Raw genomic sequence first — 13,679 nt, forward strand, 5'->3', positions numbered from 1 at the left:
ATAATGTATTTTATTAAAATTCCTATTGTTTTTATAACAAGCAATAGTTCGATAGTTATAATATAAGAATTAATTATGAAAAATGTAGTTTTTTTTGTTGGTTCACTCAATGGTTTTGGTGGTACAGAAAGGGTATCAACAATTATTGCCAATGAACTTTCTCATTATGGATATAATATTAAGTTTCTAAGCTTACATGATGGAGATAATCCGTTTTTTTATGTTAATAAAGCAATTCAAAAAGATACATTATTTCCGGTTAAATTATCTTTTAAAAAGCATTATCATAAAGTGATAATAAAACTTAGATCCTATATAAAGAAAAATGATGTTGATGTTTTAATTAATGTTGAATCTATGCTGTCTTTATATTCTGTGCCTGCATGTGTTGGTATTGATGTGAGAAATATATGTTGGGAACATTTTAATTTTCATGTTGATTTAGGATTGAAAATTAGAGGCTATGCAAGGAAATTAGCTGCTTTTGCATGTGATGATATTATAACTCTAACGGAAACGGATAAAACCTTTTGGTTAGAAAATACTAGACATAGAGCGACAATTACAGCGATTCCTAATCCCTCGCCTTTTAAATTATGTGAGCCTCGCATTCAAGTTAATAATAAAATAGCTTTATCAGCAGGTCGACTTATGTATCAAAAAGGTTTTGATTATTTATTAGATGCTTGGTCTTTAGTCATTAAGCAGCGACAAGATTGGAAATTACGCATTGTCGGTAGTGGTGAAGAACATGATGCTTTAAAAAATCAGGCTGAAAAATTAGGATTAAATAATCATATCGAGTGGGTTTCTCATGTAAGTAATATGAGTGAACAATATCAACAAGCAGATATTTATGTGATGAGTTCCCGTTTTGAAGGGTTACCTATGGTTTTGTTAGAAGCGATTTCATCTGGTTTACCTTTAGTGTCATTTGATTGTAAGACAGGACCTAAGGATATCATTGATTCATCTTTTGGTTGGTTAGCTAAAGATGGTGAGATTACTGCATTAGCGGACAAAATGTTAACCGCATTTGCAACTTTTGATAGTGATTTAGAGTATGCAAAATATAGCCAAGCGGCAATTACTAAATGTCGTTCAGAATTTTCTATTGAATCTATTGTAAATTTATGGGTGAAGTTATTAAATAATGAAAAATAAAATTTGTTTTATTGTGACTGGGCTTGGAATGGGTGGCGCCGAACGGCAAGTTTGTGATTTAGCTGATGAACTACAATCTATTGGAAATAATATAATGATTATTTCATTAACAGGAGATAGTATTGTAAAACCTAAGTCAGAAGAAGTTGAAATTATTGAACTTCATATGAAAAAGACGCCAATTGGAGTAATTAAATCTTTAATATTATGTCGTTCAATATTAAAAAAATTTAATCCTGATGTTATCCATAGCCATATGGTTCATGCTAACTTATTTGCTCGTATTTTAAGGTTGTTCTGTAAAATACCATTATTGATTTGTACAGCGCATAGTACGAATGAAGGGGGGAAATGGAGAATGCTCGCTTATAAAGTCACTGATTTTTTGGCTGATTTGACAACAAATGTAAGTGATGCGGCTGTTGATGCTTTTGTTCAAATGGGGGCGGTAAAGCCAGGGAAAATGATTGCGATTGGTAATGGGTTAAACATTGATAAGTTTGTTTTTTCAGCGAAATCACGTGAAGAAAAAAGGAATTTATTAAAATTAGATAGAGATGATATTTTATATTTAGCTATAGGTCGTTTACAGCCAGAAAAAGATTACCCTAATTTGCTTAATGCATTTTCTTTAGTTGTTGAACATGAAATTAAAAATAATAAAAAAGTAAAATTAGCTATCATTGGTTCAGGTTATCTTGAGTTCGAATTAAAACAGTTAACGACGAAGCTTGGCTTGGATAATTATGTAATATTTCTTGGGATTCAATATGATGTTGAAAAATGGTTATCTGCTGCTGATTGTTTTGTTTTAGCATCTGAATATGAAGGATTTGGTTTAGTTGTTGGTGAAGCTTTATTAGTTGAACGCCCTGTCGTTGCTACTGATTGTGGTGGCGTAAAAGAAGTTCTTGGTGAATATGGATGTTTAGTACCACCTAAGGATTTTAAAGCTTTTGCTGAAGGCATGCTTAATATATTAAAGTTACCATCAGATGAATTAATTAATATAACTAAAAATGGTAGAAAACGAATTATTGAGAATTATTCAATTCGTTCTGTTGCAAAAAAATGGCTTGATATATATCAGATAAACAAATGAAAAAAATATTGATTCTACATAATTCAACAAAAACAGCTTATTTATTTAGATTTAACTATATTAAATCATTAATTAGTAAAGGGCATAAAGTTAAATTACTCTCAGTATCTGATGATTATCTATCTGAGGAGAAATTGAAAGAAATTGGCGTTGAGTTAGTTTTGATAAAAAAAGGTAGACTTAGTACGTTCTTTTTATATAAAGAATTGTTAAAATTAGGTCAATGGGCTGATGTGATAATCTCACATTTCTTAGCTTGTTCAATTTTATTATCTCCAATGCTTTTTATTTTCAGAAAGAAAGTAACTGTAGTTGTTGAAGGGTTAGGTACATTAGGTGAGTTAAATCGTCGGTTTCTTTTTTTTATAAAAAAAATTGTATCATTAATATCAGCCAAAAGAGTGTTTATGAATGCAGATGAATATTCTAAGCTCGGTAAAAAAGATGATTTGGTTTTAAATGGTATTGGTATTGAATTAGACAAATATAAAAAAAATAATAATGAGATATTAAACAATAAAATCAAAATTTGTTATGTTGGTAGATTGATAAGACAGAAAGGTGTTGATGATTTATTTAAAATTATAGGTAATTTAAATCAAGAAGGATTTGAGTTTGAATTTCATTTCTTTGGTGATATATACCCATCTAATCCATCATCATTAAATGGGGACGATATTTTAAAATTCAAAAATAAATTTAAAGAACAGGTTTTTTTTCATGGTTTTAAACAACCAATCATGCAGTATATTGATAAAATGAATGTTCTTATATTACCATCGCGAAGAGAAGGTTTTCCTGTTGTTGTCATGGAAGCAAATGCTCTGGGTATACCTGTTTTATGTTATAATGTACCAGGTTGCATTGATAGTGTTACTGATGGCATCAATGGTTTTATTTTTGAGTATGGTGATTATCTTTCTATGAGTAAAAAAATCATCCAACTATCATCATTTGATAAAAACAGTTTTGAAGAATTATCGCAGTCATGTGTGAAATTATCTAAAGATAATTTTGACGCCAATGATAAGAGCGCTATATTTATACGATATATTCTGGGTAACTAATTTATACACATTTTATATTATAAATTCATTTATGAAAGAGATCTTAAATATAAGGTAAGCAATAATTATTAAGTGTTATTTTTTGCTTTGTAAACTAAGATGTTAATTTAAGTATACCCAATATAAGCATGAATATTATTATGGTGTTAAATTTATATTGAAAAGTTTGTGTGAATTTACTCTGTAATGATAATTAAATATACGTAAGTTATTAATTTTGAAGTGTTTATTACGCTTGTGTTAATAGTGAAAATAAATATGGGATCTATAACATTATAATTATTAATTTTTTAAAAAGACAGTGACAAATCATAGCACATATATTTTTATAATATATGTGCTTTTTTTATATTTTCGGTTGTGAATTTTTACATTTTATACTTCATTAAATCTCTGGATAACATTAAATTATATTTAATTATTGATATATAGATTAAAGTGATTTATATATAATTATTATTTAGTCTAAATAGGTATATCATCTTGAAACAAAATAACTCTAGTCTTTCTCGACGTTCATTTATTAAAAATTCATCAATGTTGGTTGGCGGGGTAGTGGTCGGTAGCTCTGCTTCTGCGGGGGAAGTTTATACTGTAGTTGCGAAAAAAGAGAATAATAAAAAAGATCCAGCTAATGTTATTATAACAGATAGTGGTAGACTTATTTTTTCTAAACTAAGAGACAATGGTAATATAATAATATGCGATAAAATTATATTTGGTTATAAACCATATCGAAGTGATTTTCCTAATGAAAATGAAAACATTAATGATGATGAAATAGTTTATCGTGCTGATGTTACTGAACAAGCGCGTATTAATGATAATTCTGTAATATTTACGTCAATACTTTCTAATAATATTGGTGGTTTTGTATTTAATTGGGTGGGTTTATATTCTACTAAATATGATGCAATTATTGCAGTTAACTATCCTGATGTTACTGTAAAAACAGTAAATGCTGGGATTTTAATACAATCTATTATTTTAGATTATAAAGGATTAGCTAAAATTACTAATATTACAAATGATCCTAAAAGTTGGCAATTTAATACAGCAAAGCGTATTGATGAAATTGATTATAATTTATCTCAAATGGTCATTGATCAAAATGGTAAAGATTGGTTTGTTGACGATAGTTTTTTAGTTACAAAAAATGAAGAGAGTGTAAAAATAAAATCAGGTTCAGTATATTTAGATGGCATGAGAATTAAATTAAATGCAGATAAAGTGCTTGATTTTTTTAATGATAAATATGTTTATATGGATGTTTATTATGAAGAGTTAGATTTTGGTGAAAAAAAAGCCATATTGAACTTTAAATCAAGTAAGCAACGAGTGGATGATTATGTAGATAGTAATGGTTATAAACATAAAATATATAACCTTTGTCATATAAATTCAGATGGTAGTTTTCAGGATTTACGACAGTTAGGGAAGGTGACAAATGTTAATATACGTCAATATTATGCACCTGATTATATAAAAAATCGCCAATGTTCATCAAAAGAAATGAATGAACTTATTCGAAAAATACAATCACAAGGTGGTGGTGATATTATTTTAGGTGATTATGACTATGGTGTTGATGCTGTATTAAGACAAGATGATGGTTATCAAACTGGTTGGCATGTGCCGTTTACGCCAGCACAAGGACAATCACAAACACAAGCTATCTGTTTTATTTTAAGTGCTGGAACTAAAATTAGAGCGCAAGCCGATAATATGGTAATTCTACGTGCATCTAATAATTTTACTCGAGTTTGTGGCTGTGGCACATTTTTATCTAGTTTTCGAAATGTATTACATATAGGTTTTATTCCTAATGATATGAATCAAGGAGAGTGGGGATCTCAACAATTTTGTTATGTATCAACAACTATTTCATTTTCTGGTGGGTATTCTTGTGTTGTATTTCAACCTGCGGCGTCTGTAAATGGCAGTACTTCGGGTAGTTATTATCATTCTATTGGCTTTAATTTTTATGATGTCAGTTATCCTGTCTGGTTTAAAGTACCTCTATATGCATATGATAATTTAACCACTACAACTTTTTTAGATGGTATTAGAGGCCATTTATGTATTAGCGCCGGTAAATTTGAAGCCTGTGATGTATATATGCAAAACTGTGCCTTTGAAGGAATGAGTGGAGAAGTTATTGACTTTGTTACTTCTGGTTCTTGTGACAGTAAATTAGATAATTTTTTAAAAATATCTAATACGATTTTTGAGATTTTTCAATCAGCTACACATTTATCTCGTTGGGGGGTAACATTAGGGAATAGTGTTAAATTTATTGGTGGCAATGTTGAAATAGATGAAACTCGTTCACCAAATGTTCAATATGGAAAACAAATTTTTGGCTCTTACGGCGCTGTAGATGTTAAAACGCACGTTATTGAACATGTTGTCGAAAAAGGGGACGATGAGAAAAAGTTATCTCATATTATGGATAATAATGGGTATACTCAATATTCGCGTAATTGCCCGGTAACCATTGATATTACTGATTATAAGTTTAATTTTTCAGCATCTTTTCGTCATAAAGAGATCCTCATTGGTGGTGATTTGGCGGGAGGCGGTGAATATCGTCAAAATGGTACTGAATATGGTTATATTGTTTTACCTAGTAGTACAGAGTTAGCTAATGGTGGTTATGGTTATGGTGTTTGGATGGTGGAAGATCTTCCTGACTATAAACCTTTTTATGTTAAAGACCGTAACCATACAACTAAATATACAGTTGAGGCTGATGGTTCGGTATTAAATGCAACTGGATCTTATGGTGTGATATCAGATCCGAGAACCAAAACAAATTTTATCGATGCGAGAGATTACACCGCAGATTTTATGAAACTGCGTATAGGTACTTATCATTCTAAGGTTACTGGTAATAAACAAATTGGTTTATTAGCATCAGATTTACAGAAAGTATTTCCTTCCTTAGTGGATAATATTGGAGATTTAACTTTAGCTGATGGCAATAAAATTCAAGATTGTTTAGCTGATAAATCAACACCATTAATATATATGCTTGTAAAGGTTGTTCAAGAACAACAGAAAAAAATCGAACTGTTAAGCGAAAAATTATTATCAGATAGATAAAGAAGAAACTAACCACACTTTTTATTCTTAGGCAGAAATACCGCGATCATCATTTTGATTGTGGGCATTGTCGATCCTGAAATATAGGAATAAGACAGGTTTAGTGGATAATATAGATATTAAGCTGTCATTCTAATAGCTAAAGCACTTGTCATTGGTGAAATGGGGCACTATTCAATGGTAAAAGATGTGGCTGTCCAGAGTGTTCTTATGAAGATTATTTGGAGTAACTTCGTAAAACGCCGTCATTTTTAAGTGCATAATGAAATTATATTCAGTGGGTTTGATAGATACCCTTGATTTAATATGGAGAAGATATAATGGCAACAACAGGAGAAAAACCGGGTAAATGTGCTCATATCAAATATAAAAAGGGGTGATGGTTGCAAAAAGTACTTATGCGCTTTCAAACAACACTCGGCATTATTATGTCGAGTTTTTTTGTTTTATAGTCTGATATTTAAGGATATTAGTGTAGTTATAGAGATGTATTTAATAAGGATTGATTATGAATATGTTAGAAGTATCCTTGTAGTGGTCAACAAATACTGGCCACAGTTTTAGAGGTTAACCAATATAATCGTTCAGATTCATTAGGGGTTAATCCGCCATTATATTGGTGAGGCCTTAGTTGGCTGTAATAGCCAATAATATATCGAGTGATTTCGTGTTTTGCTTCAGCAAAACTACGATAGCCAACATTTGGAACCCATTCTGTTTTTAAACTTCTAAAGAAACGTTCCATTGGTGCGTTATCCCAACAATTTCCCCGACGAGATAAACTTTGTTTAATCTGGCATCGCCATAATAATTGTCGATAGTAGCGACTTGTATAATGACTACCTTGATCGCTGTGGAACATAACCTCTTTAGGTTTATCTCGTGATTCATAAGCCATCAGAAGTGCTTTACCTGTTAATCGACTATCAGGCGATAGAGACATAGCCCAACCAACAGGTTTTCTTGAAAATAGATCGATAACTACAGCAAGATACATCCAACGATTTCCAGTCCAAACATAGGTCACATCACCGACCCAAACTTGATTTGGTGATGTAACCGCAAATTGACGATCAAGGTGATTAGGAATCGCAATATGTTCCTGTTTTACTTTACGGTATCGATGTTTCGGCGATTGGCAACTAACAAGATTAAGGCCTTTCATTAGCTTAGATGCACGATATCGGCTCAAGGCGATGCCTTGAGCAGTAACCATACCGGCAATACTTCTAGCCCCAGCAGAACCATTGTTAGCTGCATGTACCTCTTTGATTAAACAACGAAGTTTAATCAATTCAATAGAAATAAACTTTGGCCGTCTCTGCCAATATTTATAGCTACTACGATGAACACCTAATACTTTGCATAACGTTGTTATACTGTGGCTCTTCTTGAGTTTCTCCGATTAACGAGAATTGTTCAATGAGTCTGACATCAAGAGAGCGGTGGCTTTTTTTAATATTTCATTATGCTCTTCAAGTGTCGCTAACTTCTTTTTTAATTCTCGTATTTCAATTTGTTCAGGCGTCATTGGTGATGCTTTGGGAGCTTTTCCTTGGCGCTCCTCTTTAAGCTGTCGAACCCACTTATCCATCGTAGATTTACCCACGTTCATTGCTTGGGCTGCTTCTGTTACTGAGTAATTTTGTTCTAGAACTAATTGTGCTGCTTCAAGCTTAAATTCAGCACTAAATAATCGTCTTGTACGCTTTGTCATAATGTCACCTATCCATGTTATGAGGTGATGATATCACCTCTGAGTAGGTGGCCAAATTTAATGTACCATTACACCTTTCCTAAGTATCGAACAATCAAAAAATGTAAGGCTAACATCTAACGCGCCAATACAATGGTCTATTATAAATAGAATATATCATCTGATTAATCGGTATATAGAAGATTGGACAAGTTGAATTATCAATGTTAAGTATAGTTACTCTACGATAAGGATATCGTTTATGCGTTTTAACTTATTGTAAAGAGTAATTATATGAACAAGAAAGTGATACTTTTTGATATAAATGAAACGGTTTTAAATTTAGGGGCTTTAAAGCCAATATTTAAGGCCGTTTTTGGTAGCGAAGATGCGTTGTCTCTCTGGTTTTCAAAGTTACTGCATCTTTCTACGGTCTGTATTACGACAACAGTTAAAAGCAATTTTGCAGAGCTAGCCCGTATTACTCTTGATACGGTTGCTGCTAATTATAAGATTCAATTAACAGAAGGTCAGCGAACCGAATTACTTGGTGCTTTTTCAAATTTATCAGCTTATTCTGATATAAAACCTGCGCTTAGTCGGTTACGTCAACATGGGTTTAAAGTTGTCGCTTTATCTAACTCATCATCAACGCTCATTGCGACACAAATGAAATACGCACAATTAACTGACTATTTCGATGACATTCTTTCAGTAGAAGAGACCGGAAGTTTTAAGCCGGATCTTCGTGTTTATGCATTTGCCGCTCAAAAATTACAACAACCGATAGATCTGCTATGTTTAGTCGCAACTCATGACTGGGATACACATGGCGCTTTATCAGCAGGCTTGAATGCAGCTTATATTGATAGAACTGGTATACCGTATAATCCGTTGTATTTAAAACCAAAAATGTATTCAAATTCAATGATGGATCTTATTGATATGATCATTGCAGATAAACAATAACGTAATCAACTCGACTATTAGTAAACAAATAACAATTGTTAGGAGTTAACATGACCAATCAATACATTCCACCTAAACAATGGCAATTTGATAATAATAATGGTGGTCAATGGGCACAGATCAATCGTCCCGTGTCAGGTGCTACACATGATAAGGCATTACCGATAGGTAAGCATCCATTGCAGCTTTATTCTATGGGGACACCCAACGGACAAAAAATAACGATCATGCTTGAAGAGTTGTTAGCGGCGGGTAAATATGATGCTGATTATGATGCGCATTTGATTAATATTTCTGAAGGTGATCAATTCTCTTCTGGCTTTGTTGCTATTAACCCGAACTCTAAAATTCCAGCATTAGTGGATCATTCACAAGGCCAAGCGGTTAATGTTTTTGAATCGGGTTCAATCTTATTTTATTTAGCTGAAAAATTTGATCTATTATTGCCTAAATCAATAAATGATCGTACACAAGTAATGAATTGGCTATTTTGGTTACAAGGTTCTGCGCCTTATCTTGGTGGGGGTTTTGGTCATTTTTATGCCTATGCACCAGAAAAGCTAGAATACCCAATTAATCGTTTTACTATGGAAGTAAAACGTCAATTAGATGTGTTAGACAAACAACTTGCATCTCATCAGTATATCGTCGGTGATGAATACAGTATTGCCGATATCGCAATGTGGCCATGGTATGGCAATTTAGTGTTAGGCCACCTTTACAGTGCGAGTGAGTTTCTTGATGTGGCAAGTTATGTCCATGTTCAACGCTGGGCAACAATGATACTTAATCGTCCTGCGGTACAAAGAGGGCGGATTGTAAATCGTACCTGGGGTGAAGTGTGGGAACAATTGCCTGAGCGTCATGACGCTCAAGATATTACAGAAGTGTTATCACAGAAGCCTTAGTTAATATTAGGGCAGTCATTAAAAATAATGGCTGTCCTAAATTCACAATTTGGCACAAGAATGCGAAACCAAAAACCGTTATGGTGTTATTTAGAGTCAGGCATTACTTCAAGTTTGGTGGCAGAGGCGGTTTTTGGTTGCTGGCATAGATAGGCATTAGCAAACATAGTCACAGAACTAGAAAAATCTAGTGGTTGATAGAGATACACGGTATTTGCACCTAATGCTGCCGCCTTAATGCGCATTTGGTTTATTGCTCCCCATACCATGTCTTTGTCAGCATGGAACCAATAGTCATAAAAATGGCCTTCTGAGCCATATACAATACCTAAGCGCTCACAGTTTTCAATTGCTTTTGTATCATCCCAAATGACACCAACTTTGGCTGATTCTGTCGTAGGAAAAGTGACACAGCCACTTAATAACAGTGTTGAGGCTAACATTGAGCTAACCATTAGTTTTTTCATGTAAGGATCACGGACAAAATAAATGTCGCGCGAGTGTATTTAAAAAAAGATCATTAGCAAGTAAATAAAACCAATATTCAGATCGCGACAACATTAATTAATGAGTCGTTTAATATTATGCGCAACTTAGTCTCGGTATTGATATTTTTAGCTTGTACAGAAGGGGGTTTAACCCGATGAAATTACTTATCAATTAATGATTGTTTAACGGTATTTTTAAGTGACTGCATAAATGTTTTAAAATGAGGCATAAAGTCAGCAAAAAGCGGGTGTTTATGATTCATCATCATAACCGGACCTAATAATCGCAGAGCAACACCAACTCTTGTTGCTTGTATTGCATCTAATTTACTGCCTTTCTCTAAGTTTTTAACTATCTTAAACAGATCTTCTCTATCTTGAAATTCAAACTGCATGGTTTGGGCGATAGTTGATTGAGATTCTACTTCTTCAATGGTAATTCGATAGTTTTTTTTATTAGACATAATTGGATTCTTATTTGAAATAAAACGAAATATGATTGATAATGTCAACTATATTGCATTTTGGTTGATATTGTCAACTATATATTTATGGGCGCGCAGGAAATGTAATGGTTAATAACAAAATGCTAGATAACTTATTTCAATTGGTACATGCGTTAAAGCGTCAATTGCATGAACAGATTGAACAACTTGATCTCGGTGTGACGCCGATGCATGTTCGAGTGATTAAGATCATTAACAAAATGACACCCTGTACTGCTATTGATATAGCAACAATGTTAGAACGCGATAAAGCACAAATCACTCGTTTAGTTAACACATTAATAGAAAAAGAATTTATTACTAAAATAGCGAATCCAACAGACAAGCGCAGTTCGTATTTATGTGTTACCGAGCGTGGTATGGAAATTGTTGAAAAGTTGGCTGTGATTGATAATGCAATGCAAGAAAAAATAACAGAGCATATTAGCTCTGATGAGATAGCTGTTTTTCAACAGTTAGCCGATAAAATGACGGATAATCTTCGTCATAAATAACCTTGTTGTTGGGGATCAGTCTTTGCATAATACTCAACGTACTTTAACTTACAAATAGCAGATAAATGACTTCTTCATACCATAATATTGATGTGCCTTTTGATTACCGTCATACCTGCTGGTTTTGCGGTGAACCGTATTTCGATAGCCATGCTTTTATGGCTGTTCCAAATTATGATAATCAATCCTTACCGATTATGTTGCCGTGTTGCCAAGAGTGTTTTGCTTTTGCTAACGCGGTAAAGGTCAGTAGCTTAGATTTATTGCGCGACAAAGTGAAACAACAACTGCATAAGAAATACCATAAGCATCTTCAAATTGGTGTTAATTGGACCAAAGAAGAACTTGAATCATCAGAAATGGATGGTAAAGCTCTAGAAGGTTTCCGTCTTAGTGGCTGGAAAATGTTTGAAATTGCTAAAGATCGGGTCAATTACGCGGGATGGGCAATTAATATTGATGGCTTGCCTTGCTATGATGTGACGACAACATTTCAATTTGAATATGATGGCATTATCTATACTAGCTTAAACCATGCTGTAACTCAGTTAGCTGCGTTGTATGCGATTCCACAGCCTTACCTTGAGCAAGTAATTGAGTTGGTGGGGCGTGAAAAAATGACTTATGCCTTACGTTTTTGTAAAACGACTTATGGCTATTCGACAGCAGAACGAGAATCAAGCTTAGCTAGCCTACGAGCGTTATTGGCAGAAGAGCAGGCGAATGCGCAGGTGTCACACCGTGCGGTGCAAGAACGACGTAAAATCGCATTGGCTGATATTAAACAATTGATGCTATATCGGACTATTATTGCACCTCCTGCGATTCAATGGGCATTAGAGCGGGGTATTCAAACGCTAGTCGAGTTAGCGGATCACGAAGACGTATTTTTTGAACATTTTGGTAAAGATTCAGAGTTGACAGCTTTTACTTATTTTAATGGCTTGCAAATTTACTTTGAAAAACGCGAATTAGATCCATTATGGGCAGAAAATGATGATCCTAATCGAGCCTTATTTCAGTAAACGAAATCAATAAATAAGCCCGTTGATGTGTTAATTCTTTTAAGTGTAAACAAGGTCAACGGGCTTTTTTTATTTTACTATTGCTGTTTAATGGAAAGGTAATAGATGCATATGATTAATTGTATTTAGCCCATACCATTGTTCGACCTTTATCATCAAAAGCGACCACATTATAACTGTCTTTTTGATCGCCATATTCCATGCCTGGTGATCCTACAGGCATTCCACCTACTGCTAGGCCTTTCATTCGTGTTGGCTTGCTCGCTAAAAAGCGCTTGATATCAGCAGCAGGAATATGACCTTCAAAGGTATATCCTTCAATTTGAGCTGTATGACAAGATGCGTATTCAGGCATAACACCCAGTCTAATTTTTGTTGGCGTGAGGTTTTCTTGGTAAACGTTTTCTAACTCAAAGCCATTATCTTTCATATGTGCGACCCACTCTTTACAGCAGCCACAGTAGGGAGATAAGTAATTCGTGCCTTTGATTATTGGTGATGTTGTTGGTGTAGTTGCTGCAACTGTTGTTGCTGAAACAAAAAGAGCACAAGCTAATAAAGTTTGTTTGATGATCATAATGATATTCCTAAATAACGCGATGCACGCCAGTACGATATGGCGGTAATTAATGAAGTAAGTAACGTGGTGTTCGTGGAGAAAATACTTACGCCATTGGCGGTTTTAGCAAGGGCTCATGATAATAACGAGGAGAGTGACACAAAGCACTTATGAGTATTTCGGTACTATGGAGAGATTGAAAACTAAAGTTAGAGAGCAATGCTGGCTGATGCTGTGATGAACAATCACTATCATTACAGTCATCGCTGCAATTAGCGATAAGTGAGAGGGTTACAACCTTTGTATTATCACAACAGCTAGCTATTTCTATCTCACTACAATGCGTCATTGGTGTCATGTGTGCATACGCTGTATTGGTGAATACAGTGATGATTAGCACACTATGTACAATAAAATATAACCAAGAACGTAGCATTTTTAGTTTTATTATCCTTCTATGATTTTTGTGCATTATAGGTTTAATACGCAATTCGACAACGAATAACTTGTAATAAAGTATTAAATATATCTATATTATATTGCTTGTATGAATGGCTGACACATATTCTTACAGCTAATTTATGGATGAAAAAAAT

At 33.6% G+C, this 13,679-nt stretch carries 11 protein-coding genes and 1 pseudogene; 8 read left to right on the forward strand and 4 right to left on the reverse strand.

Annotated features, from left to right (window positions below; genetic code table 11):
• Nucleotides 1-75: 75 nt before the first annotated feature.
• From C9I86_RS05155 to C9I86_RS05170, 4 genes are all read left to right on the forward strand, one after another.
• A complete protein-coding gene (locus C9I86_RS05155) occupies nucleotides 76-1,164 on the forward strand; it encodes a glycosyltransferase family 4 protein (RefSeq protein ID WP_107275827.1) in 1,089 nt (362 codons plus the stop codon).
• On the forward strand, nucleotides 1,154-2,266 hold the full coding sequence (locus C9I86_RS05160; protein ID WP_241956848.1) for a glycosyltransferase: 1,113 nt from the start codon (nucleotides 1,154-1,156) through the stop codon (nucleotides 2,264-2,266). The genes C9I86_RS05155 and C9I86_RS05160 overlap by 11 nt, the downstream gene beginning before the upstream one ends.
• Nucleotides 2,263-3,333, forward strand: coding sequence for a glycosyltransferase (locus tag C9I86_RS05165; RefSeq protein WP_107275828.1), 1,071 nt, complete (start codon nucleotides 2,263-2,265; stop codon nucleotides 3,331-3,333). The genes C9I86_RS05160 and C9I86_RS05165 overlap by 4 nt, the downstream gene beginning before the upstream one ends.
• 483 nt (nucleotides 3,334-3,816) lie before the next feature.
• Nucleotides 3,817-6,438, forward strand: coding sequence for a phage tail protein (locus tag C9I86_RS05170; protein ID WP_107275829.1), 2,622 nt, complete (start codon nucleotides 3,817-3,819; stop codon nucleotides 6,436-6,438).
• A gap of 538 nt (nucleotides 6,439-6,976) precedes the next feature.
• Here the strand turns inward: C9I86_RS05170 and C9I86_RS05175 are convergent.
• Nucleotides 6,977-8,171: pseudogene (locus C9I86_RS05175) on the reverse strand (IS3 family transposase).
• A 257-nt stretch (nucleotides 8,172-8,428) separates the two neighbouring features.
• On the opposite strand from C9I86_RS05175, the gene C9I86_RS05180 reads away from it, so the two are divergent.
• Together C9I86_RS05180 and yghU are read left to right on the forward strand one after the other, a co-directional pair.
• Nucleotides 8,429-9,103, forward strand: coding sequence for a haloacid dehalogenase type II (locus C9I86_RS05180; RefSeq protein WP_107275830.1), 675 nt, complete (start codon nucleotides 8,429-8,431; stop codon nucleotides 9,101-9,103).
• A gap of 50 nt (nucleotides 9,104-9,153) precedes the next feature.
• Nucleotides 9,154-10,011: a glutathione-dependent disulfide-bond oxidoreductase gene (gene yghU / locus C9I86_RS05185; RefSeq protein WP_107275831.1), complete on the forward strand. Its 858-nt coding sequence runs from the start codon at nucleotides 9,154-9,156 to the stop codon at nucleotides 10,009-10,011.
• An 86-nt stretch (nucleotides 10,012-10,097) separates the two neighbouring features.
• On the opposite strand, the gene C9I86_RS05190 is transcribed toward yghU, so the two are convergent.
• Both C9I86_RS05190 and C9I86_RS05195 read right to left on the reverse strand, forming a co-directional pair.
• A complete protein-coding gene (locus tag C9I86_RS05190; RefSeq protein WP_080157371.1) occupies nucleotides 10,098-10,478 on the reverse strand; it encodes a DUF4156 domain-containing protein in 381 nt (126 codons plus the stop codon).
• A gap of 182 nt (nucleotides 10,479-10,660) precedes the next feature.
• On the reverse strand, nucleotides 10,661-10,963 hold the full coding sequence (locus C9I86_RS05195; RefSeq protein ID WP_107275832.1) for a DUF3861 domain-containing protein: 303 nt from the start codon (nucleotides 10,961-10,963) through the stop codon (nucleotides 10,661-10,663).
• A gap of 107 nt (nucleotides 10,964-11,070) precedes the next feature.
• On the opposite strand from C9I86_RS05195, the gene C9I86_RS05200 reads away from it, so the two are divergent.
• Entirely contained in the window at nucleotides 11,071-11,499 is a 429-nt protein-coding gene (locus C9I86_RS05200; protein WP_080157375.1) for a MarR family winged helix-turn-helix transcriptional regulator, read from the forward strand.
• 65 nt (nucleotides 11,500-11,564) lie between these two features.
• Nucleotides 11,565-12,524 carry a hypothetical protein gene (locus C9I86_RS05205; RefSeq protein WP_107275833.1) on the forward strand — a complete coding sequence of 320 codons (960 nt, stop codon included), beginning with the start codon at nucleotides 11,565-11,567 and terminating at the stop codon, nucleotides 12,522-12,524.
• A gap of 115 nt (nucleotides 12,525-12,639) precedes the next feature.
• Here the strand turns inward: C9I86_RS05205 and C9I86_RS05210 are convergent, their stop codons facing one another.
• Nucleotides 12,640-13,101, reverse strand: a complete 462-nt coding sequence (locus C9I86_RS05210) for a DUF411 domain-containing protein (RefSeq protein WP_107275834.1) — start codon at nucleotides 13,099-13,101, stop codon at nucleotides 12,640-12,642.
• Nucleotides 13,102-13,679: the final 578 nt, after the last annotated feature.

It is taken from the genome of Photobacterium sp. NCIMB 13483 (assembly GCF_003025475.1).
In the GTDB taxonomy this organism is placed as follows: domain Bacteria; phylum Pseudomonadota; class Gammaproteobacteria; order Enterobacterales; family Vibrionaceae; genus Photobacterium; species Photobacterium piscicola.

What these genes read in the sequence shown, in the direction of transcription:
- C9I86_RS05155 (WP_107275827.1), top strand. Translation starts at nt 76, where the DNA reads ATGAAAAATGTAGTTTTTTTTGTTGGTTCACTCAATGGTTTTGGTGGT.
- C9I86_RS05210 (WP_107275834.1), bottom strand. Translation starts at nt 13,101, where the DNA reads ATGATCATCAAACAAACTTTATTAGCTTGTGCTCTTTTTGTTTCAGCA.
- C9I86_RS05165 (WP_107275828.1), top strand. Translation starts at nt 2,263, where the DNA reads ATGAAAAAAATATTGATTCTACATAATTCAACAAAAACAGCTTATTTA.
- yghU (WP_107275831.1), top strand. Translation starts at nt 9,154, where the DNA reads ATGACCAATCAATACATTCCACCTAAACAATGGCAATTTGATAATAAT.
- C9I86_RS05205 (WP_107275833.1), top strand. Translation starts at nt 11,565, where the DNA reads ATGACTTCTTCATACCATAATATTGATGTGCCTTTTGATTACCGTCAT.
- C9I86_RS05180 (WP_107275830.1), top strand. Translation starts at nt 8,429, where the DNA reads ATGAACAAGAAAGTGATACTTTTTGATATAAATGAAACGGTTTTAAAT.
- C9I86_RS05200 (WP_080157375.1), top strand. Translation starts at nt 11,071, where the DNA reads ATGGTTAATAACAAAATGCTAGATAACTTATTTCAATTGGTACATGCG.
- C9I86_RS05190 (WP_080157371.1), bottom strand. Translation starts at nt 10,478, where the DNA reads ATGAAAAAACTAATGGTTAGCTCAATGTTAGCCTCAACACTGTTATTA.
- C9I86_RS05195 (WP_107275832.1), bottom strand. Translation starts at nt 10,963, where the DNA reads ATGTCTAATAAAAAAAACTATCGAATTACCATTGAAGAAGTAGAATCT.
- C9I86_RS05160 (WP_241956848.1), top strand. Translation starts at nt 1,154, where the DNA reads ATGAAAAATAAAATTTGTTTTATTGTGACTGGGCTTGGAATGGGTGGC.